Annotated in this window: 29 protein-coding genes and 1 tRNA gene; 17 read left to right on the forward strand and 13 right to left on the reverse strand. The window is 74.4% G+C overall.

What is annotated here, in order from left to right:
* The first annotated feature begins 40 nt into the window (after positions 1–40).
* Both AFB00_RS11620 and AFB00_RS11625 read left to right on the forward strand, forming a co-directional pair.
* Entirely contained in the window at positions 41–661 is a 621-nt protein-coding gene (locus AFB00_RS11620) for a pyridoxamine 5'-phosphate oxidase family protein (RefSeq protein ID WP_068797242.1), read from the forward strand.
* 74 nt (positions 662–735) lie between these two features.
* Positions 736–1,119, forward strand: a complete 384-nt coding sequence (locus AFB00_RS11625; protein ID WP_068797243.1) for a hypothetical protein — start codon at positions 736–738, stop codon at positions 1,117–1,119.
* Between the two features lie 14 nt (positions 1,120–1,133).
* Here the strand turns inward: AFB00_RS11625 and AFB00_RS11630 are convergent, their stop codons facing one another.
* The 7 genes from AFB00_RS11630 to AFB00_RS11660 form a co-directional block, all read right to left on the reverse strand.
* Complete coding sequence (locus tag AFB00_RS11630; protein WP_083275454.1) at positions 1,134–1,679, reverse strand: hypothetical protein; 546 nt, start codon at positions 1,677–1,679, stop codon at positions 1,134–1,136.
* A gap of 3 nt (positions 1,680–1,682) precedes the next feature.
* Positions 1,683–1,805, reverse strand: coding sequence for a hypothetical protein (locus tag AFB00_RS35485; RefSeq protein ID WP_257785253.1), 123 nt, complete (start codon positions 1,803–1,805; stop codon positions 1,683–1,685).
* Positions 1,802–2,806: a TetR/AcrR family transcriptional regulator C-terminal domain-containing protein gene (locus AFB00_RS11635; protein ID WP_068797244.1), complete on the reverse strand. Its 1,005-nt coding sequence runs from the start codon at positions 2,804–2,806 to the stop codon at positions 1,802–1,804. The genes AFB00_RS35485 and AFB00_RS11635 overlap by 4 nt, the downstream gene beginning before the upstream one ends.
* 135 nt (positions 2,807–2,941) lie before the next feature.
* Entirely contained in the window at positions 2,942–3,514 is a 573-nt protein-coding gene (locus AFB00_RS11640; RefSeq protein WP_068797245.1) for a TetR/AcrR family transcriptional regulator, read from the reverse strand.
* Positions 3,515–3,539: 25 nt separating this feature from the next.
* A protein-coding gene (locus tag AFB00_RS31715) for an IS5 family transposase (protein WP_442965865.1) occupies positions 3,540–4,419 on the reverse strand; the annotation gives its coding sequence in 2 pieces (ribosomal slippage) (positions 3,540–4,053 and positions 4,052–4,419; 882 coding nt in all).
* A 64-nt stretch (positions 4,420–4,483) separates the two neighbouring features.
* Positions 4,484–4,825 carry a DUF6204 family protein gene (locus AFB00_RS11655; RefSeq protein WP_156819493.1) on the reverse strand — a complete coding sequence of 114 codons (342 nt, stop codon included), beginning with the start codon at positions 4,823–4,825 and terminating at the stop codon, positions 4,484–4,486.
* 81 nt (positions 4,826–4,906) lie between these two features.
* Entirely contained in the window at positions 4,907–5,494 is a 588-nt protein-coding gene (locus AFB00_RS11660) for a TetR/AcrR family transcriptional regulator (RefSeq protein WP_068797247.1), read from the reverse strand.
* A 69-nt stretch (positions 5,495–5,563) separates the two neighbouring features.
* Between AFB00_RS11660 and AFB00_RS11665 the strand changes: the two genes are divergently transcribed.
* Genes AFB00_RS11665 through AFB00_RS11675 form a run of 3 tightly spaced genes read left to right on the forward strand, consistent with a single transcriptional unit; the run spans position 5,564 to position 8,597 of the window.
* Entirely contained in the window at positions 5,564–6,457 is an 894-nt protein-coding gene (locus AFB00_RS11665) for an NADP-dependent oxidoreductase (RefSeq protein ID WP_068797248.1), read from the forward strand.
* Positions 6,458–6,492: 35 nt separating this feature from the next.
* Positions 6,493–8,250: a CocE/NonD family hydrolase gene (locus tag AFB00_RS11670; protein ID WP_156819494.1), complete on the forward strand. Its 1,758-nt coding sequence runs from the start codon at positions 6,493–6,495 to the stop codon at positions 8,248–8,250.
* Positions 8,247–8,597, forward strand: coding sequence for a putative quinol monooxygenase (locus tag AFB00_RS11675; RefSeq protein WP_068797250.1), 351 nt, complete (start codon positions 8,247–8,249; stop codon positions 8,595–8,597). Before AFB00_RS11670 ends, AFB00_RS11675 begins: the two co-directional genes overlap by 4 nt.
* 4 nt (positions 8,598–8,601) lie before the next feature.
* On the opposite strand, the gene AFB00_RS11680 is transcribed toward AFB00_RS11675, so the two are convergent.
* The 4 genes from AFB00_RS11680 to AFB00_RS11695 are packed head-to-tail and all read right to left on the reverse strand — an operon-like array spanning position 8,602 to position 10,461.
* Complete coding sequence (locus AFB00_RS11680; RefSeq protein WP_068797251.1) at positions 8,602–9,003, reverse strand: VOC family protein; 402 nt, start codon at positions 9,001–9,003, stop codon at positions 8,602–8,604.
* 58 nt (positions 9,004–9,061) lie between these two features.
* Positions 9,062–9,523: a MarR family winged helix-turn-helix transcriptional regulator gene (locus tag AFB00_RS11685; protein WP_068797252.1), complete on the reverse strand. Its 462-nt coding sequence runs from the start codon at positions 9,521–9,523 to the stop codon at positions 9,062–9,064.
* Positions 9,520–9,897, reverse strand: a complete 378-nt coding sequence (locus AFB00_RS11690) for a nuclear transport factor 2 family protein (RefSeq protein WP_068797253.1) — start codon at positions 9,895–9,897, stop codon at positions 9,520–9,522. The genes AFB00_RS11685 and AFB00_RS11690 overlap by 4 nt, the downstream gene beginning before the upstream one ends.
* 27 nt (positions 9,898–9,924) lie before the next feature.
* A complete protein-coding gene (locus AFB00_RS11695) occupies positions 9,925–10,461 on the reverse strand; it encodes a MarR family winged helix-turn-helix transcriptional regulator (protein WP_068797254.1) in 537 nt (178 codons plus the stop codon).
* Positions 10,462–10,560: 99 nt separating this feature from the next.
* On the opposite strand from AFB00_RS11695, the gene AFB00_RS11700 reads away from it, so the two are divergent.
* The 3 genes from AFB00_RS11700 to AFB00_RS11710 all read left to right on the forward strand — a co-directional run bounded on the left by AFB00_RS11700 (position 10,561) and on the right by AFB00_RS11710 (position 12,816).
* Positions 10,561–11,193 carry an FMN-dependent NADH-azoreductase gene (locus AFB00_RS11700; RefSeq protein WP_068797255.1) on the forward strand — a complete coding sequence of 211 codons (633 nt, stop codon included), beginning with the start codon at positions 10,561–10,563 and terminating at the stop codon, positions 11,191–11,193.
* Between the two features lie 73 nt (positions 11,194–11,266).
* Positions 11,267–12,094, forward strand: coding sequence for a hypothetical protein (locus tag AFB00_RS11705; RefSeq protein WP_068797256.1), 828 nt, complete (start codon positions 11,267–11,269; stop codon positions 12,092–12,094).
* A gap of 77 nt (positions 12,095–12,171) precedes the next feature.
* On the forward strand, positions 12,172–12,816 hold the full coding sequence (locus tag AFB00_RS11710; RefSeq protein WP_068797257.1) for a uridine kinase family protein: 645 nt from the start codon (positions 12,172–12,174) through the stop codon (positions 12,814–12,816).
* Positions 12,817–12,899: 83 nt separating this feature from the next.
* On the opposite strand, the gene AFB00_RS11715 is transcribed toward AFB00_RS11710, so the two are convergent.
* A tRNA-Gly gene (locus AFB00_RS11715) sits at positions 12,900–12,973 on the reverse strand.
* 158 nt (positions 12,974–13,131) lie between these two features.
* On the opposite strand from AFB00_RS11715, the gene AFB00_RS11720 reads away from it, so the two are divergent.
* Genes AFB00_RS11720 through AFB00_RS11730 form a run of 3 tightly spaced genes read left to right on the forward strand, consistent with a single transcriptional unit; the run spans position 13,132 to position 15,983 of the window.
* On the forward strand, positions 13,132–14,304 hold the full coding sequence (locus AFB00_RS11720) for a UDP-N-acetylglucosamine 2-epimerase (protein ID WP_068800225.1): 1,173 nt from the start codon (positions 13,132–13,134) through the stop codon (positions 14,302–14,304).
* A 23-nt stretch (positions 14,305–14,327) separates the two neighbouring features.
* The gene (dcd, locus tag AFB00_RS11725) at positions 14,328–14,912 is read left to right on the forward strand and encodes a dCTP deaminase (RefSeq protein WP_068797258.1); all 585 of its coding nucleotides are present in this window, start codon (positions 14,328–14,330) and stop codon (positions 14,910–14,912) included.
* 45 nt (positions 14,913–14,957) lie between these two features.
* Positions 14,958–15,983 (forward strand): hypothetical protein, encoded by a 1,026-nt coding sequence (locus AFB00_RS11730; RefSeq protein ID WP_156819495.1) that lies wholly within the window; start codon positions 14,958–14,960, stop codon positions 15,981–15,983.
* A gap of 69 nt (positions 15,984–16,052) precedes the next feature.
* Here AFB00_RS11730 and AFB00_RS11735 read toward each other — a convergent pair whose 3' ends face one another.
* The gene (locus AFB00_RS11735) at positions 16,053–18,506 is read right to left on the reverse strand and encodes a heterodisulfide reductase-related iron-sulfur binding cluster (RefSeq protein ID WP_068797260.1); all 2,454 of its coding nucleotides are present in this window, start codon (positions 18,504–18,506) and stop codon (positions 16,053–16,055) included.
* A 573-nt stretch (positions 18,507–19,079) separates the two neighbouring features.
* On the opposite strand from AFB00_RS11735, the gene AFB00_RS11740 reads away from it, so the two are divergent.
* Genes AFB00_RS11740 through AFB00_RS11770 form a run of 6 tightly spaced genes read left to right on the forward strand, consistent with a single transcriptional unit; the run spans position 19,080 to position 26,576 of the window.
* Positions 19,080–19,352 carry a hypothetical protein gene (locus tag AFB00_RS11740; RefSeq protein WP_068797261.1) on the forward strand — a complete coding sequence of 91 codons (273 nt, stop codon included), beginning with the start codon at positions 19,080–19,082 and terminating at the stop codon, positions 19,350–19,352.
* Positions 19,353–19,355: 3 nt separating this feature from the next.
* Positions 19,356–20,069, forward strand: coding sequence for a hypothetical protein (locus tag AFB00_RS11745; protein WP_231974335.1), 714 nt, complete (start codon positions 19,356–19,358; stop codon positions 20,067–20,069).
* On the forward strand, positions 20,056–23,052 hold the full coding sequence (locus AFB00_RS11755; RefSeq protein ID WP_083275455.1) for an ATP-binding protein: 2,997 nt from the start codon (positions 20,056–20,058) through the stop codon (positions 23,050–23,052). The genes AFB00_RS11745 and AFB00_RS11755 overlap by 14 nt, the downstream gene beginning before the upstream one ends.
* The gene (locus AFB00_RS11760; protein WP_068797263.1) at positions 23,049–24,965 is read left to right on the forward strand and encodes a hypothetical protein; all 1,917 of its coding nucleotides are present in this window, start codon (positions 23,049–23,051) and stop codon (positions 24,963–24,965) included. Before AFB00_RS11755 ends, AFB00_RS11760 begins: the two co-directional genes overlap by 4 nt.
* Positions 24,955–25,554 (forward strand): hypothetical protein, encoded by a 600-nt coding sequence (locus tag AFB00_RS11765; RefSeq protein WP_068797264.1) that lies wholly within the window; start codon positions 24,955–24,957, stop codon positions 25,552–25,554. The genes AFB00_RS11760 and AFB00_RS11765 overlap by 11 nt, the downstream gene beginning before the upstream one ends.
* Positions 25,551–26,576: a C40 family peptidase gene (locus AFB00_RS11770; protein WP_083275456.1), complete on the forward strand. Its 1,026-nt coding sequence runs from the start codon at positions 25,551–25,553 to the stop codon at positions 26,574–26,576. Before AFB00_RS11765 ends, AFB00_RS11770 begins: the two co-directional genes overlap by 4 nt.
* The last annotated feature ends 31 nt before the right edge of the window (positions 26,577–26,607 follow it).

The raw sequence follows: 26,607 nt of genomic DNA on the forward strand, positions 1-26,607 counted from the left end.
ACCGGGGAAAGGGGATGCGGGGGCGGTTAGCGTTCCGGGTATGGGTGCACGGGAGATCCGGACGCTGGCCGAGCTGCAGGAGATCACCGGCGTGGCGTCGCAGCCGGCGCTGGCCAAGGAGCGGGACCGGCTGCTCGACGTGCACCGCGAGTGGCTGGCGGTGTCCCGGTTCGTGCTGCTGGCCACGTCCGGCGCCGACGGGACCTGCGACGTCTCGCCGAAGGGCGATCCGGCCGGGTTCGTGCACGTGGTCGACGACCGCACCGTCGCCGTCCCGGAGCGGCCGGGGAACGGCCGGGTGGACGGCTGGCGCAACGTCCTGGAGAACCCACACGTCGGGCTGATCCTGCTCGTCCCCGGCCGCTCGGACACCCTGCGGATCAACGGCCGGGCGCGCCTGGTGCGCGACGCCGACTACTTCGACGCGCTCGCCGTCCGGGGCCGGCGGCCGCTGCTGGCCTGTGAGATCGCTGTCGAGCAGGTGTTCTTCCACTGCCCGAAGGCGTTCCTGCGCTCGGAGCTGTGGCGCTCCGGCACCTGGCCGGAGGCGGACCGGCTGCCGTCGGTGGCGGCGATCGCGAAGCAGCTGGCCCGGCCGGACGAGCCGCTGGAGCAGATCGAGCGGTACTACGGCGCGGAGTACGCCGAGCGGCTCTACTGAGCCGCGCCACCGGCCCGGACGGGTCACGCAGATTACATCGTCACCGCTGGTCAGCGGATGAATAATGGGTCCACGTGAACACCCCCGTCCCGCCGGTCCGGCGATCCGTGCGCGCCCTGCTGTCCGCCGTCCTCACCGCGCTGGCGATCCCGCTCGTGCTGGCCGCCGGGGCGGCGTTGCCGACGACGGCGATCGTGGCCGGGATCGTGCTGGCGGTGTTCGTGGGGTCGGTCGTCCGGACGCTGGCCTGGGTGGCCGGTACGCCGGGCGGTGCCGCGGCGACGGTGCTCGCGTTGCACGCCGCGCTGGGGGCCGGGGCGGCCGTCGTCGTGCTGGGGGTGCTGGCCGTCCTCGCCGGTCCGGTGGCGTTGCTGGCGATCCCGCTGTTCACCGCGGTCGGTGTGGCCGCGTGGTGGGTCGGGACGGGCGACCCCGGCCCGGCGGGGCGGGCCGGCTGACCCGGCGGGCCGGGTCAGCGGGCCGGGTCCCCGGGCGCCGGTACGAGCCGGGCGGCCAGGGCCGGTAGCCCGGGACCGTCGAGCCGGTCCAGCACGGCCGCCCGCCCGCAGGCCGCGGCGAGCAGGTCGGTGCCGGGACCCCGTACCTCGGTCCCGTCGCCGTATCCGGTGTCCGGACGCTCGGCCGCGACGAGGCGGAGCCCGTCGAGCCGCCCGCGCCGGACGAACGCGGCGGCCCGGCGGCCCGTCACGAACCCGAGTGCCGTGCCGACCGCCGCCGGGTCCGCCTCGAACCCGGCGCCGAGCGGGACCGTGACGTCCACGCTGTGCACCAGCACGTCGGTCAGCGGCCCGCGCGGCCCGACCCCGGCGACGGCGAACCGGCTGTCCGCGTTCGCCCGGATCGTGGCCACCAGCCCGGGCACCGGTGCCGCCGCGGCGGCGCGGGACATGCGGTCCATCGCCCGGTCGTAGCTCCCGCGTGCCCGCACCACCTCGTACAGGAGCGCGGCCCGCGGCGGGTTCGAGGCGATGCTCAGGTGCCCGACGACGTCGCGCACCCGCTAGCCGGCACACAGGCTGGGCCGGTCGAGCTGCTCCGGGGTGAGCCCGGCGGCCAGGTCGGCGAACCGCCGCCGCGCGACCGCGATCGCGGCGAACACGGTGTCGTCGGTGTAGGCGTTCATGCCTGCTCCGCCGGCCCGCCGGTGCGCTCCAGCAGGACGGCGAGGCCGTCCAGGTGCCGGGCGAGCGCGTACTCGAACAGTTCCCCGAGATCCTCCGCGGTCCCCTCGGGGATGGCGGCCAGCAGCGGGTAGCGGGCCGGATCGACGGCGTGGCGCACCTGCGGTCGTCGCGTGACCCGCCACCGGTCGAGCGGGAGCCCGGAGTCCCGCTCGGCGTCGACCTCGGCGGCCACCGCGACGCCGATGTTCAGCACCAGGGACTGCAGCGTCAGCATCTCGCGGACCCGGACGGCCATCGGCAGCCCGAGCCCGTCGAGCGCACGCAGCGTCCACTCGGAGTGCGCCATCATGTGCGGGACCAGCATCGGCCGGGTGAGCGACACGGTGGCCGGCAGCCACAGGTGCTGCCGGAACAGCCGCCACTCCGCACGGGCGACGAGCTCGAGCTTCGCCCGCCAGCCCGGTGGCCCGGGGTCCGGGAGGACGACCTCGCCGAACGCGCTGTCGGCCATCTGCGCCAGCAGCTCGTCCTTGCCGGCGACCGAGCGGTACAGCGACATCGGGCCGACGCCGAGGTGCGCGGCGAGCCGGCGCATCGACACCGCCTCGAGCCCCTCGGTGTCGGCGATCGTGATCGCCACCCGCAGCAACCGGTCCCGCCGTGCCTGCCCGTCGGGCCCGGCTGCTGCGGCCACGGTGGCGGCCGGACCGGGGGTCGCCGGGCGCTCGGGGCCCCGGCGGCCGCCGGTGGCGACGGTCGTGCCGGTGCCCGCTCGCCCGGTGACGACCGTTCCCGCTCCCGTCCGCGGCTCGACGAGACCCTCGTCGCGGAGGACGGCGGCGGCCCGGGTCGCGGTCGCGATGGCGACCCCCCAGCGCTGGGCGATCTGCCGGATCGACGGGACCCGGTCCCCCGGACGCAGCTCGCCGGACTCGATCCGGTCCCGGATCCGGCCCGCGATCACCCGGAACGGCGGCTCCGGCTGCCGGCTGGTCGACATGGGAGTCCTCCTCCGTGGTGCGCTGCCGGCGGAGCGTACTGGACGCGGGCACCCACGAACTAGGACGCTGCCCGTTCCAGCTGCAGGGTCACCGGCGATACGGCGTAGCGTCCTGTCGTGCGGACCGGCCGCTGCTCAGTGCCCGGGACCTGCCCCCGGCCGCCGTGCCCCGCGCAGGACCATCTCGGTCGCCGCCACGACGGCGTCCGCCGGGACCGAGTCGGGGTCGATGGCCCGCTGGATGGCCAGGCCGTCCTCCAGAGCGTGGACGACCAGCGCGGTGAACGCGGCCCCGGCCCGGTCCACGCCCAGCTCGTGCGCCACCGCGCCGGTCAGCGCCTCCCGGGCGACGGTCTCCCGGCCGGCGAGCACCGACCGCTCCCCGGGTGCGCGGTTCAGGGTGTGGCGCACCAGCTCCAGTCGCAGTGCCAGCCACTGCTCGACGTGGACCGAGCGCTGCCGGTGCCACTCGCGCAGGGCCTCCCAGGTGTCGCCCCCGGCGGCGGCGAGCCCGGCCACCTCCTCCCGCTCGCGGTGGGTCCGCTCCTCCAGCAGGGCGGCGACCAGCTCGTCCTTCCCGGCGAAGTGCCCGTAGAACGCGCCACGGGTGTGACCGGCGCGCTCGGCGATCGTCTCCACCGACGCCCCGGCGACCCCGGACTCGGCGAAGACCTCCGCCGCCGCGGCGAGCAGCCGGGCCCGGGTCAATGCCTGTGACTCCTGCCGGCTGCGCCTAGGGTGTGTCTCCCAATGCGCGGAGCCAGGTGACGATTGCCTTCAGGACGGCGCCGCCGCGGAAGGTCAGGGCGAGCTTGTCGTAACGGGTGGCCAGCCCGCGCCACTGCTTGACGTGGCAGAACCCGCGCTCGACGACGTTGCGGTTTCGGTAGTCGACCGGATCGAATGCGGGCGGTCGGCCACCGCGTGAGCCCCGTCGTTTGCGGTGTCCCTGCTGGTCAGAGGGCTCCGGAATGACAGCGATGATCCGGCGCTCGCGCAGGTGCCGGCGGATCGCGCGTGAGGAGTAGGCCTTGTCCGCGCGCACGCGTTCAGGCCGGGTCCGGGGTCGTCCCGGGCCCGGTCGGGCGATGCTCAGGCGCGCCATCAGGTGCGGAAACATTGGCGAGTCGCCGCCCTGGCCGGGGCCGAGGAGGACCACCAGCGGGCGGCCGTGCCCGTCAACGAGCTGGTGGATCTTCGTCGACAGCCCTCCGCGGGACCGTCCCAGCGCGTGATCTGCTGGTTCGGCGAGCAGATTCGTGTAGTTCGATCCGGCCCCCTGTGTCGCGCTTGAGGGTCGCGGCGTGCTGGTGGGCACGGATGATCGTGGAGTCCACGCTGACCGCCCACCCGAGCACCTCGGCGGCGTCGGCCTCGACCAGAAGAGCAGCCAGGATGTGGTCCCAGGTGCCGTCGCCGCTGTAGCGGCGGTGCCGCTTCCACAACGTCTGCCACGGCCCGAACTCGGCTGGGACGTCGCGCCAGGGAAGCCCGCACCGATACCGGTAGATGATCCCCTCGATCACCCGGCGGTCATCGCGGAACGGGCGCCCGCGACGACCCTCGGAGGAGGGCAACAGCGGCGCCAGACGGGCCCACTGGGCATCAGTCAGGACAGCGGTACGCGGCACCGATCAAGCATCGCGCACCCCGGTCCGCCTATCTGGGAGACACGCCCTAGCCGGCACGACGGTTCCGGCGGCGGATCGTGATGTCGTCCAGGCAGGTGGTGTCGGTCCGGTCGATCGTGACGGTGACGCCGTGGGCCGCCGCCCAGGCGTGCACCGCGTGCGCGGCCGCCGCGCCCGCGCTCTCCCCCGGGTCGTCGGCGTCGTCGCCCTGGCGGGACTCGTGCCGGAACACCAGGCCGCGGAGTTCGGCCCCGTAGGTGACGGTGCCGTCGGAGGTGTGGCGGGCCGCGAGGACGCCGTGCTCGTGCGCGACGGCCCGCAGGTGCTCGCCCGCGGCGCCGGGCACGTCGGCGAACCGCCCCCGGAGGGTCACTCGGTAGGTGCGCACCGGTCCTCCGAATACGAAAGTGGATCCAGATACATTTTTGTATCTTAGCGCGCAGGGCGGCGTCCGCACACGACGTTCGGTTCAGCCGGCCCGCTCCGGGGTGGTGCTCGCCCAGGCGGCCTCGACCATCCGGAAGATCTCGTCCACCGCGGCGTCCGGGTCGCCGGACTCCCGGGCCAGCCCGTGGGCGTCCACCGCGAACCGGGCGATGGTCCGGCAGGCGGTCGTGCTGCGCGGCGGACCGGGATCGGCGGCGATGGCGGTGGCCAGCGACTCCGCGTGGCGCAGCCGCATCGACTCCTCGTACTGTCGCAGTGCGGGCGAGCCGTCGATCATCCGCCAGAGCGGGGCGGCCGCACCGGACGTGCAGTGCCGGACCATGTCCCGGATCTCCTCCCGCAGCACCGGGACGAGCGGCGCACCGGGCGCGCGCCCGGCGACCGCGTGGACGAGGCGGTTCTCGAAGTCGAGGTCGTGCTCGAAGACCAGCGCCTCCTTCGAGGCGAAGTGCGAGAACAGCGTGGTGACGGCGACGTCGGCCGCCGCGGCCACGTCCCGGATGCCCACCGCGTCGTACCCGCTCTCGGCGAAGAGCCTGCGGGCGGTGTCGGCGATCCGCTCCCGGGTCGCGGCCTTCTTGCGCTCCCGGCGTCCGGTCGGCGTGCTCATCGGTCGATGCTACCAAGTACGAAAGTGCAACAGATTCAAAAAGCTAACGGTTAGTGCTACGGTGCGGCCATGAAGAGGGTGAGCTTCGCCGAGTTCGGCGGTCCCGAGGTCCTGCAGCTGGTCGACGCCGAGGAACCGCACGCGGGCCCCGGTCAGGTCCGCATCGCGGTGCGCGCGGCGGGGGTCAATCCCGCCGACTGGCGGATCCGGGAGGGCCAGGTGCTCGCCGCCCACCCGGTCCGGCTGCCGTGCGGGGTCGGGCTGGACGCGGCCGGCGTGGTGGACGAGACCGGCCCGGGCGTCGACGACGTGCGCGTCGGCGACCGGGTGTTCGGGGAGGGGATCGACACCTACGCCGAGCACGCCGTGCTGACGGCCTGGACCCGCATGCCCGGCGGGCTCTCCTTCGCCGAGGCGGCCGGGTACCCGTCGGTGGTCGAGACCGCGCTGCGCATCATCGGTGAGGTCGGCGTCGAACCCGGGCAGACGTTGCTGGTCAGCGGCGCGTCCGGCGGTGTCGGCTCGGCGGTGCTGCAGATCGCCCGCGAGCGCGGCATCGCGGTGATCGGCACGGCGGGCCCGGCCAACCAGGACTACCTCCGCGACCTGGGCGCCGCCGCCACGACCTACGGCGACGGCTGGGCCGAGCGGGTCCGCGCGCTCGGCCCGGTGGACGCGGCGCTCGACCTCGCCGGTTCCGGGGTGATCGGCGAGCTGGTCGAGCTGACCGGGGATCCCGGCCGGGTCGTCTCGATCGCCGATCTCGCGGCGCCGGAGTCCGGGGTCCGGTTCTCCGGGACGGCGGGGAGCGTGCCGGACGCGCTCGCCGAGGCCGTCGACCTCATCGAGCGGGGCCGGCTGCACATCCCGGTCGAACGGTCCTACGCGCTCGCCGACGCCGCGGCGGCGCACGCCGACAGCCACGCCGGCCACACGCGGGGGCGCCGGGTCATCGTCGTCTGAGCCCGTCCCCGCACCACCGACCAGGAGGAGAGACCGTGTACCCACCCCAGGTGGACGCCGACGTCCACATGACCACCCGCGACGGCGTCACCCTCGCCGGGGACCTGTACCGCCCGGCCGGCGACGGCCGCTGGCCGGTGCTGCTGCACCGCACGCCCTACGACCGGCGCGATCCCTTCCGCGTCTCGGGGATCGTGGCCGACCCGCTGTGGCTCGCCCGGCAGGGCTTCGCGGTGCTCGTGCAGGACACCCGCGGTCGCGCCGGGTCCGGCGGCCGCTTCGACTTCCTCACCCAGGAGTACGACGACTCCTCCGACGCCGTCGACTGGGCGGCGGAGCAGCCGTGGAGCGACGGCACCGTCGGCATGTACGGCTCGTCCTACCTGGGCATGACCGTGCTGCAGGCCGTCGCGGCCCGCAACCCGCGGCTCACGGCCGCCGCCGCGCTGATCGGCACCGCCGACATGGCGCACACGGCCCGGCCGGGCGGGCTGTTCGAGCTGGGATTCCTGACGACCTACGCGCTCGGCATGGTGCGGGAGGGGCTGGGCCACACGTCGCTGGACGCGGCGGAACGCCGGCAGGTGCTGGAGTCGCTGGCCGCCGCCGACGCCGACCGCATCGCCACCCTGGGGCGGCTGCCGCTGACCGGCATCGCCCCGCTCGACGACGACCGGGTCGCCCCGTTCTGGGCGGACTGGCTGCGCTCGCCGAACGACCCGTTCTGGGACCGGCCGACGCTGCTCACCGAGCCCGAGCGGGTCACCATCCCGTTCCTGCAGGTCGCCGCGTACCGGGACTTCACGAGCCCGACCCAGTTCCGGCTGGCGGAGCTGCTGCGGGACGACGAGCGGGCCGCGCTCGTCGCCGGGCCGTGGACCCACATGGGTACCTACACGGCGTCCGGCGAGGTCGGGGCCAGGGTGCTGCCGGACGCGGCGGCCGGTGTGCCCGTCTGGGGCCCGGTGCTCGCCGCGTTCTTCGACCGGCACCTGCGCGGCGGTGACGGCTCCGGCCACCCGGCGGCCCGGCGGTACCTCTCCGGTCCCGGGCGGGTCGCCTACTACGTCGGCGGCGCGAACACCTGGGCGCACGCGGACACCTGGCCGCCCCCGGCGGTCGCGACCCGGGAGTGGGCCCTCACCAGCGCCGGCGACGCCCGCAGCGCCGCCGGTGACGGACGGCTGGACCGGCCGGGCGAGCCCGGTGCGACCGCCGGGTCCGACACGTTCACCGCCGACCCGCACGACCCGTTCCCCACCCACGGCGGGGCGATCGTGCTCGAGGGCGTGCAGGCCGCCTCGCCCGGCGGCATCCAGGACCAGCGCGCCGTGGACGGCCGGACCGACCTGCTCGTCTACACCGGTGAGCCGCTCGCCGCCGACGTCACCGTCGGCGGCGCTCCGGAGCTGGTCACGTTCGTCACCAGCACCGCGCCGGACGCCGACCTGTGCGTCACGCTCGTCGACGTCGAACCCGGCGGGTACGCCGTCAACGTCGCCGAGGGCGCGCAGCGGGCCCGCTACCGCGACGGCGGCGACGAGGACTGGCTCGACGCCGACCGTCCACACCGGGTGACGGTCGTCCTGCACGACGTCGCGCACCGGTTCGGCCGCGGGCACCGGATCCGGGTGCAGGTGGCCGGGGCCAGCTTCCCCCGCTTCAGCCGCAACCTGCACACCCGGACCGTGCCCGAGCTCGGCACCCTCGACGAGGCCGTCACCGCCCGGCACACCGTGCACCACGGTGGGTCGACGCCCTCCGTGCTGCGGCTCCCGGTGATCGGCGCATGACCGGCGCGGCAGAGACCGTCGTCGTCGTGCGGTTGCGGGCCCGCCCGGGGCGCGGCGAGGAGCTGCGCGCCCTGCTCGGCGAGCTCGCGACCCGGGTGCTGCAGGAGGAGCCCCGGACCCTGCGCTACGCCTTCTACACCGAGCCGGGCTCGGACCCGGTGCGGATCACGGTCGTCGAGCAGTACGCCTCCCCGGCCGACCGGGCCGCGCACGACGCGGGAGTCCTGGTCGAGTACCTGCCACGACTGCTGGAGCTGGTGGATCCCGCGCCCGAGGTGGTCGTCCTGGAGCCGGCCGACCTGCCGGTCCGGGCCGATCCGGCGGCGGCCGCCCGGCTGCGTCTCTGACCGGTCACGCAGCGCCGCGGTAGGTGCCGAAGGTCCACTGGTTGCCCTCGGCGTCGCGCATCGAGAACGTGTGCGAGCCGTAGTCGGTGTCCTCCAGTTCGCGGGTCACCTCGACGCCGGCCGAGCGGACGGTCGCGTACAGGTCGTCCACCCGGTCGGTCACGACGTACACGACGCCGGTGCCGGGGGACGCCTCGTCGTGGACGCCCTCGGTGTGGCGCAGCGAGCCGAGCATGACGGCTCCCCCCTCGGGCCACCGGAGCTCCGCATGGACGATGTCGCCGCCGTCGTCGGGCACCACGAGTGCCTCGCGGAAACCGATGACGTCGACGAGGAAGCGCAGTGCGGCGGGCGCGTCGGTGTAGCGCAACGCCGGCCAGACGGTGGGTGCGGGTTCTGCTGTCATGCGTCCACGGTGCGGCACCGGCGGGCCGGTCGTCGTGGAGGAATCGGAGGCCCGGCGCTCACGACGGCGGTCCGGGCTCCCCCGGTCCGGCGAGGGTGCTGCGCTCGACCAGCTCCCGCAGCCCGCGCTCGAACTCGGCCCGCCGCTGCGCGCTCCACCCGTCGGTGAGCCGGTCGAAGACCTGCTCCTGCCAGGCGTGGGCGTCGGCGAGCATCCGGCCGCCGGCCCCGGTCAGTGCGGTGCAGCGGCTCCGCGCGTCGCCGGGTACGGGCCCGACCGTCAGGTACCCGGCCGCAGCGGCGTCCCGGACGAGGCGGGACGCGCCGCTCTGGTCGAGGCCGATCTCTGCGGCGATCGCGTTGACGGTCGCGACGACGTCGCGCCGGGTGAGCGCGGCGACCGCCTCGGCGACGAGCGCGTGGCGCCCGCGGGCGGCGATCGGATCGTCGCCGTCCGGTGCCCGCCGCGACCAGTGCCGGACGAAGGCGAACAGTGCCCGGCCGGGCCCGTCCGGCGTCACCGGGTGGCGGCCATCTCGTGGCAGACCCGCGCGAGGTCGAGGGCGGCGTCGAGGTCGGGCAGCCGCAGGGCCGCGGTCACCTTCCCGTCCCGGACCCGGAACACCGTGGCGACCCGGGACGTGGCCGGATCACCCGGCCAGCGGGCGTCCTGCTCGACGACGGTGAGGTCCTCGCCGACCGGGTGCCGGGCCTGTGGTGTGAGCGTGATCCAGGACCGCCGCACCCACTCGGCGAACCGGGCCGGGTCGATCGAGCCGGCTCCCCGGGGGCCGAACACCACGACCGCGTCGCCGACCGCGCTCGCCGCACGTGCCGGATCGTGGCTGTTCACGGCCTCGTGCCAGGCGGTGACGGCGTCGTCGTCGAAGTCCATCCACGGAACATATGCGGCTCGCATAGATCAGGGCAAGGGGTTCGCCGATCCCGTGTGCTCCCGGCTCCGCTCGGCCACGGTCGCCGCGATCTCGGGGTCGGTGGCGGCGATGACCCGCCGGGCGGCGTGGCCGAGGTGGGCCAGCTCCTCGGCGGTCAGCGTGTCGATGATCAGGCGCCGCACCTCGCGGACGTGGCCGGGTGCGCTGTCCCGGAGCTTCGCCCGGCCCTCGGCGGTCAGGAGTGCCTCGGTGCGGCGGCCGGCGCCCCCGCAGGCCCGTCGTTCGACCCAGCCGGCGGCCTCCAGCCGGGAGACGGCGTGGGACAGCCGGGACAGCGAGCCGCGGGCCAGCGACGCGAGGGTGCTCATCGTCCGCACGCCGCCCGGGGCGTCGCCGAGCTCCACCAGCACGTGGTACTCGAACAGGTTGATGCCCTGATCGCGCTTGAGCTGGGCGTCCAGGCTCACCGGCAGGGTGGTCACCATCGCGACCAGCGACACCCACTGGTGCAGCTGCTCGGCGGAGAGCCACGGCTCGTCCGGTTCCTCGGAGGCGTCCGTCACGAGGGCAGCGTACCGAACTTGAATATTCAAGCTGACCGACTTACAGTCCAACTTGCATGTTCAAGTTCAGTGCGACGCGCACCCACGAGGAGAGACCCCATGACCCTGCTCCGGATCGACGCCAGCATCCAGGGCCCCCGTTCGGCCGGTAGCGAGCTGGCCGACCTGGTCCTCGCCGAGGTCACCGCGAACCGGCCCGAGGAGCCCGTCGTCCGCAGGCACCTCGGGGAACAGCCGCTCCCGGCCGAGGCGTGGGCCCGGGCCATCGCGGGCGGGTTCGCCACCGGAGCCGACCGCAGCCCCGAGCAGGCGGCCGCGATCGGGCTGGCCCGGACCCTCGCCGCGGAGCTGAGCGACGCCGACGCCGCCGTGCTGGCCTTCCCGCTGTACAACTTCGGCGTCTCGCAGCACGTGAAGGCGTGGATCGACCTCGTCTTCGCCGGTGCGGAGCAGGGCGCCCGGCTGCTCGAGGGCAAGCCCGTGGTGCTGGTCGTCACCCGCGGGGGCGCCTACGGGCCGGGCACCCCGCGGGAGGGCTGGGACCACTGCACCGACTTCCTGCGCCGGATCCTGGTGGACCTCTGGGGCGCCGACCTGACCGTCGTCGAGCGGGAGTTCACCCTCGCCGGGGTCAACCCGGCCCTCGCCGAGTTCGCCGAGCTGGGCGCGAGCTTGAAGGCCGACGCCGAGCAGGCGGCGTCGCGTGCGGGCAAGGCGCTCGCCTCGCGGTGAACCCCTTTCACCCGTAGCGGACACCGTGGCCGGGTCCGGTCCGGTGGTCCTAGGTTCCGTCGCGGGAGGACACATGGACACCATCACCGGCGACGCCGCGGGCGTGCCGTTCACGGCGCTCCCGCCGGCCGGGACGGGCGGCGGCACCGCCCCGCTGCTCGTCACCTGGCACATGCTGGACGCGCCCCGGACCGACGCGGCCTTCGCCGCCGCCCTGCCCATGGCGGGGGTGCCCGCCTGGCGGGTGCACCTCGGCATGCCGTTGTGCGGATCCCGGATGGTCGACGGCCGGCTCGACGAGCACGTGCGACGGGCCCGTGCGGACGCGCTGACCGAGTACCTGGTCCCCGTCGTCCGCCAGGCCGTCGAGGAGTTCCCGGCCGCGCTGGCCGCGCTCCGCGACCGGCTGCCGTTCGGCGACGGGCCGGTCGGGCTCCTCGGCGCCTCGCTCGGCGGCCTGGTCGCGCTGGAGGTCCTCGCCGCCCCGCCCGTCCCGGTCGGGCCGGTCGCCCTGGTCAACCCGGCGGTCCGGGTGGCGACGGGGGTCGGCCTGCTCGAGGCGGCGCTCGGCGGGCCCTACCGGTGGACGCCCCGGTCCCGGGAGCTCGCCGCCGAGCTGGACTTCGTGGCCCGCGCCGGTGACCTCGGCATCCGGTCACCGCTGCTGCTGGTCAGCGGGGAACAGGACGATCCGACGTTGCGCGCGGACGCGGCAGCCCTGGTCGCCGCGCTCCGTTCCCGCCACGAGCGCCCCGACGACGTCGTGCTGACGACGGTGCCGGACCTGGCCCATCCGCTCGCCGAGGAGCCGGGCCTGCAGCCGGCCCCGCAGCTGCCCGGGGCGGTGGCGGTCGACCGGGTGCTCACCGAGTGGTTCGCGCGGCGCTTCGCACACCACTGAGCCCGGCCGCAGCCACCGCGGACCCCCGAGCCCCGGGCGGTCCCCGCGCGCCCCGCCCCTGGAGCCATCATGGAGGCATGGTTCCGGACGAGCGGTCGGTCGCTCCCGTGGCGGCCGCCGGGCAGGGGGCCGCAGCTGTCCTCCTCGCTCGGCTGCGGCAGGGGAAGGCCCCCGGACACCGGCCGCTGTTCGTCGGGATCGACGGCCGTAGCGGGTCCGGGAAGTCGACGCTCACTGCTCGGGTGGCCCGGGAGTTCGGCGGACCGGTGACGGTGATCGAGGGCGACGACTTCTACGGCGGCGGCAGCGCGGCGACGTGGGATCGCCGCACGACGGCCGAGCGGGTGGACCTGGTCCTCGACTGGCGCCGGCAACACGACGTGCTGACGCGCCTACGCGCGGACGGTGCCGCCGGATGGCGGGCCTTCGACTGGGACAGCGAGGGATGGGACGGCGAGGTCGCCCCGCTCGCGGCGGCCACCACGACCGTCCGGATCGCCCCGCTCGTCGTGCTGGAGGGTGCCTACAGCTGCCGGCCCGAGCTGCACGGTCTGCTCGACCTGCGGGTGCTGCTCACGGCACCGGCCGAGGTCCGTCGCCGCCGGCTCGTCGAGCGCGAGGGTGCGGAGTACGACGAGGACTGGGCGGTGCGGTGGTCGACGGCCGAGGACCACTACTTCGGGACCGTGATGCCCGCCGGGAGCTTCGATCTCGTCCTCTGATCTGCGGCCCGGTGGACGGCCGCCGGGAACGACGAAGGCCCAGGCTCGGCGGGAAACCTGCCGCTGACCTGGGCCTTTGTGTGTGGAGCGGATGACGGGAATCGAACCCGCGTATTCAGCTTGGGAAGCTGATGTTCTACCATTGAACTACATCCGCATGTCGCGTGATCACCCTAGCACCACCCCCGGGCCGCCCGTCACGGGCCACCGTCCCCGGTCGCCGCAGGAACCGACCTTCCGTCGCGGACGTATCGCCCATCGGGGTCGCGACGGCGCACACTGACCCGGTCGGCGTTCACCGGCGGAGGGGTCATGATGAGCGTGTTCGATACGCCGTGGGGCGATGGTCCCGGCGGTCCGGACCACGAGCACGACATCCTGCTCATCGCGGGCAGCCGGCCCGAGGTCGCGCGGCTCGCCCCCGTCGCGGCGTCCGTCGCCGCGGCCGACCGGATCCGCGGGATCACCGTCGCGACCGGGCCCGACCCGATGGTCGTGCACGAGACGTTCGAGGCGCTCGGCGTGCCCACCGACATCACGATCCTGCTGCCCGGCGACGTCGCGCCGGACATGGCGGACACCGCGGCGGCGCTGCTCACCCGGCTGGACCGGCTGATGGTCGACCAGGACCCGTCGGCGATCCTCGTGCACGGCGGCGGCACGGCCGCCGCGATGGCCGCGACCGTCGCGTTCTGGCGCCGGATCCCGGTCGTGCACATGCAGGCCGGGATGGGCACCGACGACCTGCTGTGCCCGTTCCCGCAGGAGGCGCACCGCCGGGTCATCGGGCAGCTGGCGTCGTTGTTCCTCACCACCGGCGGCTCGACGCTCGGGAGCCCGCTCGGGCCGAACGTGATCACCGTCGGCGACACGGTCAACTCGTTGCCGGACCCGGTGGACGACGCGTGCGCCGCGGTCCTGCGGCGGGTCCGCGGCGAGCGCCGCACGCTCGTCCTCGTCGACCTGAGGCGGCCGTCGTCGGTGCCGGTACTCGCCGACCTGGCGGCGCTGGTCGACCGGTACCCGCGCCTCGAGGTCGTGCTGACCGGGAGCCTCACGACCGGTGACCCCGCCCGGATGCCGCCGCGGCACGCCCGGATCACGGTCGTCCCCGAGCTGAGCCTGCCCGACGAGCTGACCGCCCTGGCCGCGGCGACGGCGCTGGTCAGCGACGATCACGACCTCGTCGTCGACGCCCCGGGGCTCGGGACGCTCGCGGTGCTGGTCGACGGGCCCAACGTCCCGCAGCCCGGCGACTCGATCCGCAGCATCGCCGCTCCCGACGCCGTCCCGGCCGTCGCCCAGGTCCTCGACGGCGACCACGGCCGCCGGCCGGTCCCCGGGGACGGGCTCGAGGCAGCCCGGACCGAGCAGGCGGTCGCCTGGATGTTCGGGCTCTGCCGGTCGCCGCAGCTGCCCGAGGACCGGCCCGCCGGGCACGACGACGTCGCCGGGGCGTCGCCGGAGGAGGAGCCGACCGACGCCTGACGCCCGCTCGATAGGGTGTCCCGGTGCTGCTCTCCGACGGCGACCTGCGCAAGGAGATCGAGTCCGACCGGCTCGTTCTCGATCCGTGGGACGTCGAGATGCTCCAGCCGTCCAGCATCGACGTGCGGCTGGACCGCTACTTCCGGGTGTTCCAGAACTCGCGCTACACCCACATCGACCCGTCCCAGCAGCAGGACGAGCTGACGACGCCGGTGGAGACGACCGACGACGAGCCGTTCGTCCTGCACCCCGGCGAGTTCGTGCTCGGGTCGACGTTCGAGCGGGTCGGGCTGCCCGACGACCTGGCCGGCCGGCTGGAGGGCAAGAGCTCGCTGGGCCGGCTCGGTCTGCTCACCCACTCGACCGCGGGCTTCATCGACCCCGGGTTCACCGGGCACATCACCCTGGAACTGTCGAACGTGGCGAACCTGCCGATCACCCTGTGGGCGGGGATGAAGATCGGCCAGCTGTGCCTGTTCCGGCTGTCCGCCCCGGCCGAGCGGCCCTACGGCAGCGAGGCCGTCGGCTCCCGCTACCAGGGGCAGCGGGGCCCGACACCGTCGCGGGCGTTCCGCAACTTCCACCGCACCGACACCCGCCGGAGCTGATCGCGCCCGGGTGACGCGGGCCGCCGGCTCGCTACCCTGGTGGCGATGGACGCCGAGCGCAGCTCCCCGGAGCACCCGGACCCGTGGGCGACCGGGCGTCGCCGTCCGGGCCGTCCGGACCGCCGGACCCGCACCCCGGAGGCACCCGGCCGGGAGCTGCAACGGCGCCCGCCGCCCCGGGACGAGGCACCGCACACGGTCGAGGGGTCGGTCGCCGAGCCCGCCGCGCCGCCGCCGGGCCGTGCTCCCGGATCCGGGGACCCGTGGCGGTACTGGCGCAGCCTGCGGCCGCGCAGCGTCCGCGGTGCGAGCGCGCTGGGGCTGGTCGGGGCCGCGGTGTTCCTGTTCCCGTTCCTCGACGAGCCGGGGCGCTGGTGGGTCCCGGCCGGCCTGGGGTTCGGCACCCTGCTGCTGCTGACCCTGTTCCGGCTGGACCGGTTGCTCAAGGGATGGACCCCGCACGTGGCGGGCGTCGTCCTGGTCGCGGCGCTGGTCCACGGGACCCGGCAGAACCCGTGGGTGTGGGGTCTGGCGCTGGCGGCCGGGGTCGTCGTCGCGGGGCTGCTGCTGCTCCCGCGGTGGAAGGTGCTGGCCGTCGGGATGGTGCTGGTCGTGCTGGCCGGGACCGGGTACGCGTTCCGGTCGGCGGAGATCCGGGACGACCGGGCCGCCGCGGACGCCCAGCAGACGGCCCAGTTCCGGACGGAGTACGGCGTGCCCCGCCCGCAGCTCGCGCTGCTCGGGCTGGACTCGGCGGTCGTCGAGAACAACCCGGCACGTGCCTGCTGGTTCGCCCGGCCGCCCGCGGTGGACCAGCTGAAGGCGGCGACCGGGGCCCCGGGGTGCGACGAGGCGATCGCGATACTGCACGCCCGGGTACCGGCCGGTGCGGACGTGACCGCCCCGGACCGCAAGCCGGATCCGGACGTCGAGCCGGGCGCGTCGGTCACCGTCGACGGCTGCGCGACCACATGGGCCCAGGCGGCCGGTCCGGACCTGGGCCGGGTGGTCCTGACCCGCACTCCGGCGGCGACGCCCGCGTTCCAGATCTCCGGCTTCGGCCCCTGCTGACCGGGACCCCCCGCAGACGGACGGCCGGGCACCCGATCACGGGCGCCCGGCCGTTCCGTCGGCGGGCGGTCAGTTCTCGGTCGACTTCTCCTGCGGGGCCTCGTCGGGCGTCGCGCCGTTGGCGGACCCGTTCCCGGACGCCGACGGTGCCGCCGTCCCGGTGCTGGATGCCCCGTCCGACCCGCTCGGGGTCGGGTCCTGCTCCGCGGCCTCCCGGGCGATCTCCGGCTCCGGCGTCGCGACGGCCGGGGTCTCGGTGGTCGGCGTGTCCTCACCGGTGGTGTCCGCGGTCGCCGGCCCGGGCTCCGGTGCGGGGTCCCCGCGGCGCACGGCGGCCAGCAGCATCTGCGAGACGTCCTTGACCTCGACCGCGTCACCGGCGGTCTGGTTGACGCCGTCGGTCATCATCGTCCGGCAGAACGGGCAGCCGACCGCGAGCGTGCCGGTCGGTCCGCTGCCGCCGCCGGCCTTGGTGAGGGTCTCGGCGGCCTCCTCGGCGCGGGTGACGTTGATGCGCTTGCCGATGCGCTCCTCCATCCACATCCGCGCGCCACCGGCACCGCAGCACATCGACCGGTCCGCGTGCCGCGGCATCTCCGACAGGGTCGCGCCGGCCGCGCCCACCAGCTCGCGCGGCTCGGAGTAGACCTCGTTGTGCCGCCCGAGGTAGCAGGGGTCGTGGTAGGTCACCGGACCGGTGTCCTCGCCCGCCGGGGCGTTCACCGGGACCAGCTTCTTCTCCCGGACCAGCTTGTTCAGCAGCTGCGTGTGGTGCACGACCTCGTAGTGCCCGTCGAGCTGCGGGTACTCCCGGCCCAGGGTGTTGAGGCAGTGCGGGCAGGTCGTGACGATCTTGCGGGTGCCGGGCCCACGGCCGTCGAACACGCCGTTGAGGGTCTCGACGTTCTGCTGGGCCAGCATCTGGAAGACGAACTCGTTGCCCGAACGCCGGGCCGGGTCACCGGTGCAGGTCTCGCCCGAGCCCAGCACCGCGAACTCCACCCCGGCGCGGTGCAGCAGCTCCGCGGTGGCCTGCACGGTCTTCTTCTGGCCGTCGTCGAACGCGCCGGCGCAGCCGATCCAGAACAGGTACTCGGTCCCGGCCGGCAGCTCGCTCTCCACGACCGGGACCTCGAAGTCGAGGCCCTTGGTCCACTCCAGGCGGTCCTTGGCGTTCTGGCCCCAGGGGTTGCCCTTGTTCTCCAGGTTCTTGAACAGCGAGTTGAGCTCGGTGGGGAACTCGGACTCGATCAGGACCTGGTAGCGGCGCATGTCGACGATGTGGTCGACGTGCTCGATGTCGACCGGGCACTGCTCGACGCAGGCCCCGCACATGGTGCACGACCACAGGATGTCCGGGTCGATCACGCCCAGGACGTCCTCGCCGCCGATCAGCGGCCGCTCGGCCTCCTTGCGGGCCCCCTCGGGGATCGCCGCCAGGCGCGCCTCGGCGCCGTCGCCGGTGATGCCGACCTCGTCGCCGGCCATGTCGGTGCTGCCACCGGCCAGCAGGTAGGGCGCCTTGTCGTAGGCGTGGTCGCGCAGCGCGTTGACCAGCAGCTTCGGCGACAGCGGCTTCTCGGTGTTCCAGGCCGGGCACTGGGACTGGCACCGCCCGCACTCGGTGCAGGTGGTGAAGTCGAGCAGGCCCTTCCAGGTGAAGTCCTCGACCCGCCCGACGCCGAACGTGTCGGTGTCCGGGTCGGCCTCCTCCAGGTCGAGGACCGCGCCGTTCGACATCATCGGGCGGGTCGCGCCGAGTGCCTTGCGGCCGTCGTCGTCGCGCTTGAAGTAGATGTTCGGGAACGCGGTGAACCGGTGCCAGGCCACACCCATCGTCGGCGTGGCCGCGATCACGATCAGCCAGACCGTCGCCGAGAGGACCTTGACCGCCGCGAACACCGTGACCAGCGTCGGCGAGGCGGGCAGGATCGCGCCCAGCGCCTTGGACACCGGTGCCGACCAGGTCGGCACGTCGAACACGCCGAGGGACTCCTTGGCCCCGCGCACCACCAGGATGCCCAGGCCCTCCAGGAGGACGATCGCCTCCACGAAGTAGGCCCGGCCCTGGTTGGAGCCGTAGAAGCGGGACAACCTGCCCTGCGTGCGCGGGTTGTTCAGCTGCCGGATGACGATCAGCACGCCGATACCGACGACCGTCCCGACGCCCAGGATCTCGACGAACAGCGAGTAGACCGACCACTCACCCAGCAGCGGCAGGTGGAACGTCGGGTTCCACACCTCGACGAAGGCCTCGATCAGGGCCAGGAACAGCCCGCCGAACCCGACCATCACCAGCCAGTGGAAGACACCGACGTGGCTCCACTTGAGCATCCTGGTGTGGCCGAGGGTCTCGGTGAGCATGGTCGTGAACCGCGGCCCGAAGGGCCCGGTCCGGGTCGGGTCCGGTGCGCCGGCGCGGATGACCTTCACCAGGTACGCGACCGTACGTGCGACCAGGACCACCGCGACGATCGCCGAGAGCACCGTGACGATGCCGAGCGTGTACTGCACCCAGGTCATGCGGGGGAACCTCCTTCTGGACCACCCAGTGGTCCCGGCCCGAGCGTGCGGGGCCGTGCCGGCCGGCGAGAGGCGCCCGGGAGCGCGCGGTCGTCGTGGCGGGACGGAACGGGAATCGTTGCGCGCGTCCGGTGCGGCACGGGAACGGACAGCCGGTCGGGCGGGCACGGCGAGCCGTTGCGCCGGGACCGGGCGGACCTCTCCATCGTGGTGCCTCCTCGGACGTCGCCGTCGCGTTGCTGTGGTGGGACGCGACGGCGGTCGGGCGAAGGGTAGTGCGCCCGTGTGCGGCGCGCGCTGCCCCACCGCCCGGCGGGTGACGTCTTGTTACCGAACAGTAGCCACCCTTGACCATGTCATCCCGGGCGGTCGGGGTCCCCTCGGGGTGCCCGATATGAGGTGCGTGTCACGCTCACCGGACGGAGCGGCCTTCCGCCAAACGTGTTCGATCGACTGCGATGCGTGGCGGTCGTACCGGGCGGACGGAGCACTCCTCTACTATCACCGTCGGGTCTCGTGGTCTACTCGCCTGCGGGAGCGACCGAGAAGCGGATTCCGCAAGGAGGAGCTGAGATGACCTCGCACGAGGCGATCCAGCTGGTGCTGGCCCAGGGCGAGCTCACGACGGTCAACCTCCAGGACTGGATCAGGAACAACATCGTTCCGCTGATCCTGCTCGCGATCGCCGTCATCCTGCTCTGGATCGGTGGTCGCGGTGACAACGCCGGGGTGGCCCGGCGGAGTGTCGGTCTGCTGGTCGGGCTCATCGCGCTCGGCATCGCCGTGACCGGCAACGGCCCGGCGGTCGGTGAGGCCCTGGCCAACCTGCTCGTCTCCACGGGCTGATCCGTGCTGGTTCGCACGGACGACGAGGTCTACCGCGTCGACGCGGTGTGGCTCGGCCCGCCGCGGGCCACCTTCCCCTGGCGGGCGAGGTACGTCAGCTACGGCGTCGGCCTGCTCGTCATGATGGTGATCATGATCGTGCAACGTCAGGTCGGCATCGGGCTGAACTTCATCTCCGTCGCCTGGTCGGTCGTCGGGACGGTGGCGATCACCCGGCTGCTCGGCAAGAAGATCAACGAGGAACGGCCGCTGGGCCAGGTGCTCGGCCAGTTCTGGGCCGAGGTCACCGGGCCGCGGGCCGGGCGCAGGGCCGCGGGTGGCTCGGTCCGGGCCGGGCACGTGCGGGTCCGCGCCAGCCGGGCGCACCCCGGGGTGCAGCAGCGGCCGTGGAAGGCCGCCGGCCGCCCGTCGGGCGGACCGCGCCCGGGTGTCCGCGCCGCCACCGGCCGGACCTCCGGATCACCGGCCCGGCCGGGGCGGCTCGTGGGCGCCGGGGAACGGCCCGCGGTCGTGACGGTGCCCGCCGGCGGCTCCGGTGAGCCGGCCCGGGCCGAACCGGAGCGGGTCGTGCCGCCGCTGCCCGAGCCGGGGAGCGCGCCGAAGCCGCGCCGCTTCCGGCGTGCCCGCGGCCGCAGCCGGGGGCGTGGGGCGAGCGTGCCGGCCAGGGTCGGGCGGAACGAGGCGTGGCGCAGGGAAGGCCACCGTGGCCGCTCCTGAGCGGACCTCCCGCCGGGCGGGCAGGCGTGGCCGTGCCCGCGCGGGGGAGGGCGGCTCCGGCTACACGCCGTCGATCGCGCTGCGCTCCATCGACGGGCACCTCACCCGGACCGGTACCCAGGTCATGGCCTGGTACCGGCTGGCGGCCCAGGCCTGGAGCTTCCGCAGCGACAACCAGCGCGAGGTGCTGATCCGGCAGATCGCGGCCCAGCTCGGTGAGCTGCAGGGCCGCTGGCTGCACCTGCGGGTCACCACCCGGCCGTACCCGGTGCACATGTGGGCGGAGTCGTTCGACCAGAACGCGCTCGGCCGGATGCCGGACGTCCCCGGTGCACTGGGCTGGGACGGGTTCCTGGAGGGCGAGCAGCGCCACCTGATGGGCCTGTCGATGGCCGACAAGGAGGTCTTCCTCGGCATCGAGGTGTCCGGCCGGGGCCTGCTCGACCGCTGGGTGGAGCGTGCCGCGCCGGTGCTGGACCGGATCGCGCCGTCGGCGGTGCGCGCCGAGCTGGCCGCGCTGGAGTCCGAGGTCAACCACCTCGACGTGCTGGTCGCCGGGTCCGGACTGGACGCCGTCCCGGCCAACGCCGAGGACATGGCCTGGCTGATGCACCGCTCGGTCGCGCTCGGCCTGCCCGCGCCGCGCGGCCTGTCCTCGGTGCCCCGCGGGGTGACCACCTGGGAGGCCGAGGACCTCGCGGCGTTCACCGAGGGCGTCGACCTGCACCAGGAGCCGTACGCCCCGACCGTGCAGGTCGTCGGGCGGATGCGGTCCCAGGCGGTCTCGCGCAACGTGGCGGTGCTGTCGGTCGGGCTGATGGAGGGCCTGCGGATCCCCGAGGTCGACGACCCGTGGATGCAGCACTCGGACCGGCTGCCGTTCCCGGTGGAGTGGTCCGCGCGGATCTACGTGCGCCGCCCGGAGGACGTCACCGGCGAGCTGCAGCGGCAGATGGGCAAGGTCCGCAGCCAGATCCGGCACTACACCCACGACCACGATCTCGATCCACCGATGTCGCTGGCCCGCCAGGCCGACCGCGTCCTCGAGGTCGAGGACGAGCTCACGTCCGGGCTGACCCAGCTCAACACCCGGCTGTACGGCTGGTGGCGGATCGCCGTCTCCGGCCGGGACGAGGCCGAGGCCACCACCCGGGCCCAGCAGGTCGTCGACCTGTACCGACCGAAGGTGCAGGTCGAGCACCCCGAGGCGCAGTACCGCTACGCCCGCGAGTTCATCCCCGGCGAGCCGCTCGCCTCGACGGCGTACCGGCGCCGGGGGTCGGTCACCTGGGCCGCCGCCGGGGTGCCCGCGGCGACCGCCTCGGTCGGTGACCGGCGCGGCATCATGCTCGGCGAGACCTGCACGGCGACCCGGCGGCCGGTGGCCTGGGACCCGTGGCTGGCCCAGGAGGTCCGGCGGGCGTCCGGCCTCACCGCCATCGTCGGTGGTCTCGGGTCCGGCAAGTCCTTCCTGACCGGGCTCGTCGTCTACAAGTCGCTGCGCGGCGGGGCCCGCTGGACGGTGCTCGACCCGTCCGGTCCGCTGGCGGAGCTGACCCGGCTGCCGGAGCTGGCGCCGTTCTCCCGGCACATCAACCTGCTGCACGCCGACCCGGGCATCCTCAACCCGTACCGGGTGGTCGCCGAGCCGCGGCCGGACCACTTCGCCGACGACGACGATCCCGAGCGCGCCTGGAAGCGGGAGCGCTCGCTGGCCGCGGCGACCCGGCGCCGGCTCGTCCTGGACGTGCTGTCCGGGCTGCTGCCCTACGAGATCTCGCGGCAGCCGCACACCCGGATCGTGCTGCTCCGCGCGGTCCGCGAGGTCGGCGGCTCCCCGGACCGGCATCCCGGCATGGTCATCGACACCCTGCGCCGGCACGCCGAGGAGGGCGAGCAGCACGCCGGCGTCGTCGCCGACTTCCTCGACGAGCGCCGCGAGCTGCCGCAGGCGGCGTTGCTGTTCCCGGACGAGACCCGGTCCGACCCGTGGCACGCCGACCGGGACTACCGGCTGACCGTGCTGACGATGCAGGGCCTGTCGCTGCCCCGGCCGGGCAGCCCGCGCGAGGAGTGGACGGACAACGAGTCGCTCGGCGTCGAGCTGCTGAACCTGGCGTCCTGGCTGACCCAGCGCACGATCTACGACGCGGACCGCAACCTGCGCAAGGGCGTCGCGCTCGACGAGACGCACTTCCTGTCCCAGGTGCCCACCGGCAAGGTGCTGATCGACCGGCTCGCCCGTGACTCCCGGAAGTTCAACGTCCGGGCGTTGTTCGCCTCCCAGCTGGCGGGTGACCTGCTGCGGGTCTCCGGCTTCGCCTCGCTGGTCAACGCGGTGTTCGTCGGGCGGACCGACGACGAGGAGGCCCAGTCCGAGGCGCTGCGCCTGCTGCGGGTCCCCACCGACGTCGGCTACGAGGAGATGCTCGGGACGCTGTCCCCGCGCCCCCGGCACGACGACCGGCCGGACGACACCCCGCGCCAGTTCGTCTTCGCCGACGGGCACGGCGGGGTCGAGAAGATCCGGATCGACCTGGAGGCCCCGCACCTGGAGCACGTCCGGGACGCGCTGGACACCAACCCGGACGCCGCCCGGGTCGCCGCGCCGCGGCCGCCGTCCGGCCCGGAGATCAACGCGCCGGACGAGCCCACCCCGCTGCCGCCGGTGTTCGTGCCGCCGTCGCCCGCGCCCGGGTCGCCCGACCTCGACGGCGACCTGCTGGAGATCGACACCCGGATCGGGCCCGGCGAGGCCGACCCGGTGCTGGCCGGCCGGGTCCGCGCCGGTGGCGTGCAGGTGGTCCCGGCCGGTGACGGATCCGGCGCCGAGCTCTACGACGACGAGCAGATCGACCTCCTCGACGAGTTCGACGACGACTGGGTGGTCGACGAGCCCGCCCCCGACGGCCCGGGCACCAACGGGCAGCCCGCCGTCGCCGGGGCGGACGAGCGGGGCGAACCGCGCGGGGACGGGCGGTGACCGCCGGCCTGGACCCGTCCGGTGGTGCCGGTGTCTGGGTCGTGCTGGGTGTGGTCGTGGCGGCCGTCGTGGTCTCGGTCCGGCGCTCGCGCCGGGTACGGGGGGGCACCCGGCCGCGCCGCCGTCGTACCCGGGCGGCACTGGTCGTCGCGGTGCTGGCCGTGGGGACGGTGCTGGTCGGCTCGCCCGCGATGGCCCAGGCCCTCGACTGCAAGACGCCCCCGGAACCCGACCGGCCGGGTACCGGGCTGGTCGGCTCGCTGGACCGGCCGGCGCCGCTGCACGGCGAGGCCGGCAGCGTCTACGAGGAGTCCGGTTACGCCGGGCTGGTCTGGCACAACTACGACCTGGGCTGTGCCGCGTCCGGGGTGCTGAACCCCTCGGTCACCACCGACACCTGGCTCGGGAACCAGGTGTTCAACCTGGCGAAGCTGGCCGTCGGCGGGGTGAACTGGGCGCACTACCTGATCGCCGACGGCGGTGCGCTGTTCGAGCCGCTGGACAACGTCATCACGACCGCGACCCGGGCCATGTACGAGACGGTGTTCACCACCTGGGTCGGGCTCGGCCTGCTCGGGTTCGCGATCATCATCCTGCTGCTGGCGATGCGCGGGGACCTCGCCCGGCAGGCCCAGCGCACCGGGATCGCGGTCCTCGCGCTGATGCTCGGGTCGGCCGCCTACCTCGCCCCGGTCGACTGGTCCCGGGCCGCGGACGGCCTGCTGCTCGACGGCGTGACCCAGATGCAGGAGGGGTTCCTGGACCAGGTCGGCCTCGGTACCCGGGACACCCTGCCCACCATCCTGGTCGACCAGGTCGCCTACCAGAACTGGCTGCGCGGCAACTTCGGTGCGCCCGACGTGCCGCAGGCCCAGGACCTGGGCCGGGACCTGCTCCGGGCCCAGACCTTCAGCAACGCCGAGGTGCTGGAGGGCCGGGCCACCACCGAGACGGCGGAGCAGAAGAAGGGCGACTACGGCGCGATCGCCGACCGGATGGGCGACCGCTACACCTACTTCACCGGCGCGTCCGGCAGCCGGATCGGCGCCGGGACGCTGGCCTTCATCCAGGCCGTCTGCATCGCGCTGTTCCAGCTGCTGGCGAAGATCCTCGTGCTGGTCGCCCTGCTGATCATCCGGTTGCTGGTGGTCTGCGCGCCGGCGGTGGCCGTGGTCGCGCTGCTGAAGCCGGACGTGATCCCGGCGATCCTGCGGGTCGGCGGGGCCGCGGTGGTGAACACGCTGGTGGTGGGTGCGCTCGCCGGGCTGCACGCGCTGCTCGTCGTGTCGCTGTTCGCCCCGGGATCCGGCATCGACCTGTGGCTGGCCCTGCTGGTCACCGGCGTCGTGACGCTGGTGATGTGGGCGATCGCCCGGCCGTTCCGGCGGCTGGTGTCGATGGTGTCGCTGACCCGTGAGCAGTTCGGCGGGATCGTCCCCGGGGTTACCGGTGGACCGCTGTCGAAGGTCTGGAACCGGATGCGCGGCCCGGTGCCCGGCGACGAACGGCAGAGCCGCTGGTGGGACGAGCGCGGTGGCGGAACGGGTCCCGGCAGCCCGGACACGGTGCGGCCCGAGGCGGAGACGGTGGCCGGGCCGGGAGCCCGGCCCTGGCGCCGCCGGGCGCCGGCCGGGGCGCGGGAGCCGCAGGCGAACCCGGTGATCCCGGGGGCCCGGCGCGAGCAGCTGCCGATCGGTGCCTCGGGGCGCCCGAACACCGGACCCACCCCCGGCCGTACGGACCCGGGCGAGATCGACGATCGCTCCATCTACCGCCGCGACGCCGCGACCCCGCGCCGCCCCGGCGATCCGGCCGCGGTGACCCCCGAGCTCGTCGACGGCGTCCCCGTCTACAAGATCTACCGGCCACGCGCCGCGCGGACCGCCGACGGATGGGACGGCCGTGCCGATTAGGTCCCCGCGCGGCCGGGCGGCCGCCTACCGCGCCGTGTGGCAGTGGCCGTTGCGCTCGCCGGTCCGGCTGGCGTTCAGCGTCGTCGTGCTCGCCGGGCTGGTGTTCGGCCTGGTCTTCCTCGGCGGGCAGCTCGGTGCCGGCACGTCCGGTGGGGGTTCCTCGGCGGGCGGGCAGCAGGACGAACGCCGGGACGCGGCCGGCTCCGGGATCTCGGCCACCCCGACGCCGACGATGCTCCCGCCGGTCACCCCGCTGACGCCCGACACGCTGCCGGTGGACCAGGCGCCGCCGCAGGCGCTGGAGGCCGCCCGGGTGTGGGCGTCGTCCTGGGTGAACCATCCCGAGGGCATGACGCCGCAGCAGTGGATCGCGGGCCTGCGACCGCACACCACCGACGAGTTCCTCGGCGTGCTCGCCGGGGTCGACCCGGCGAACGTCCCCGCCGCCCGGGTCACCGGCCCGGCGGTCGCGGTCCGGGTCGCGCCGAAGAGCGTCGAGGCGGAGGTCCCGACCGACACCCTGCGGCTGTCCGTTCTGGTCGTGAGCACCGAGGCGGGCTGGAAGGTGTCCCGCTACGACCGGGTATGAGCACCCCCGTCACCCGGGCGCTGCGGCCGCTGCGGCTGCTGCTGCCGTTCGTGGCGATCGGGATGGCCCTGGTGCTGTTCCTGACCATCGGGTTCCTGGCGTTCAGCCCCAACCTCGGCGGGCGCACCGGCGACTCGGCGTGGTGCGACACCGGCATCTCGACGGCCACCGTCGGGCGCGGCGGCGGCGGGTCGACGATCGAGACGCTGGCCGAGGACCAGCGGCAGAACGCGGCGTCGATCATCTCGGTGGCCAAGGACATGGACCTGCCGCCGCGCGCGTGGCTGGTGGCGCTGGCCACCGCGATGCAGGAGTCCACCCTGCGCAACATCGACTACGGCGACCGGGACTCGCTGGGGCTGTTCCAGCAGCGGCCGTCGCAGGGCTGGGGGACGCCGGCGCAGGTCACCGACCCGGCGTACAGCAGCCGGATCTTCTACGAGCGGCTGCTGGAGGTGCCGGGCTGGGAGAGCATGCCGGTCACCGTCGCCGCGCAGACCGTGCAGCGTTCGGCGTTCCCGGACGCCTACGCGAAGTGGGAGCCGCTCGCGGCCTCGCTGGTGGAGCAGATCGGCGACGTCGCGAACCCCACCGGCTGCGAGCCGGGCACGACCGGTGCGCTGCCGCCGGGGACCGCCGGAGCCGCGATCGGGTTCGCGCTCGGTGAGCTCGGCAAGCCCTACGTGTGGGGTGCGACCGGCCCGGACGCCTACGACTGCTCCAGCCTGCTCATGCGCGCCTACGAGGCGGCCGGGATGACGATCCCCCGGGTCTCGCGGGACCAGTACCGCTCCGGCGGTCACCTGCCGGTGCGCGAGGTCCAGCCCGGCGACTTCCTGTTCTACGCCCGCGACACCTCCGACCCGTCGACGATCTACCACGTCACGATGTACATCGGCGACGACAAGATGGTCGAGGCGCCGAACCGGAACTTCCCGGTGCGGGTCCAGCCGGTCCCCTGGGACTTCGAGGACCTGGTCCCGCTGGCCACCCGACCCGGAACGACCCCGAACCCGGCCTGACCCGCCCCTCCCTCGCTGCACTCATGGAGCA

Origin of the sequence: Pseudonocardia sp. HH130630-07, assembly GCF_001698125.1 — a bacterium.
In the GTDB taxonomy this organism is placed as follows: Bacteria; Actinomycetota; Actinomycetes; order Mycobacteriales; family Pseudonocardiaceae; genus Pseudonocardia.

Excerpts from the sequence above, each read along its gene's own strand:
- AFB00_RS11700 (WP_068797255.1), top strand. The coding sequence starts at position 10,561 with ATGACCCTGCTCCGGATCGACGCCAGCATCCAGGGCCCCCGTTCGGCC.
- AFB00_RS11675 (WP_068797250.1), top strand. The coding sequence starts at position 8,247 with ATGACCGGCGCGGCAGAGACCGTCGTCGTCGTGCGGTTGCGGGCCCGC.
- AFB00_RS11770 (WP_083275456.1), top strand. The coding sequence starts at position 25,551 with ATGAGCACCCCCGTCACCCGGGCGCTGCGGCCGCTGCGGCTGCTGCTG.
- AFB00_RS11710 (WP_068797257.1), top strand. The coding sequence starts at position 12,172 with ATGGTTCCGGACGAGCGGTCGGTCGCTCCCGTGGCGGCCGCCGGGCAG.
- AFB00_RS35485 (WP_257785253.1), bottom strand. The coding sequence starts at position 1,805 with ATGAACGCCTACACCGACGACACCGTGTTCGCCGCGATCGCGGTCGCG.
- AFB00_RS11705 (WP_068797256.1), top strand. The coding sequence starts at position 11,267 with ATGGACACCATCACCGGCGACGCCGCGGGCGTGCCGTTCACGGCGCTC.
- AFB00_RS11620 (WP_068797242.1), top strand. The coding sequence starts at position 41 with ATGGGTGCACGGGAGATCCGGACGCTGGCCGAGCTGCAGGAGATCACC.
- AFB00_RS11690 (WP_068797253.1), bottom strand. The coding sequence starts at position 9,897 with ATGGACTTCGACGACGACGCCGTCACCGCCTGGCACGAGGCCGTGAAC.
- AFB00_RS11730 (WP_156819495.1), top strand. The coding sequence starts at position 14,958 with ATGGACGCCGAGCGCAGCTCCCCGGAGCACCCGGACCCGTGGGCGACC.
- AFB00_RS11635 (WP_068797244.1), bottom strand. The coding sequence starts at position 2,806 with ATGTCGACCAGCCGGCAGCCGGAGCCGCCGTTCCGGGTGATCGCGGGC.
- AFB00_RS11720 (WP_068800225.1), top strand. The coding sequence starts at position 13,132 with ATGAGCGTGTTCGATACGCCGTGGGGCGATGGTCCCGGCGGTCCGGAC.
- AFB00_RS11660 (WP_068797247.1), bottom strand. The coding sequence starts at position 5,494 with ATGAGCACGCCGACCGGACGCCGGGAGCGCAAGAAGGCCGCGACCCGG.
- AFB00_RS11680 (WP_068797251.1), bottom strand. The coding sequence starts at position 9,003 with ATGACAGCAGAACCCGCACCCACCGTCTGGCCGGCGTTGCGCTACACC.
- AFB00_RS11735 (WP_068797260.1), bottom strand. The coding sequence starts at position 18,506 with ATGACCTGGGTGCAGTACACGCTCGGCATCGTCACGGTGCTCTCGGCG.
- AFB00_RS11665 (WP_068797248.1), top strand. The coding sequence starts at position 5,564 with ATGAAGAGGGTGAGCTTCGCCGAGTTCGGCGGTCCCGAGGTCCTGCAG.
- AFB00_RS11740 (WP_068797261.1), top strand. The coding sequence starts at position 19,080 with ATGACCTCGCACGAGGCGATCCAGCTGGTGCTGGCCCAGGGCGAGCTC.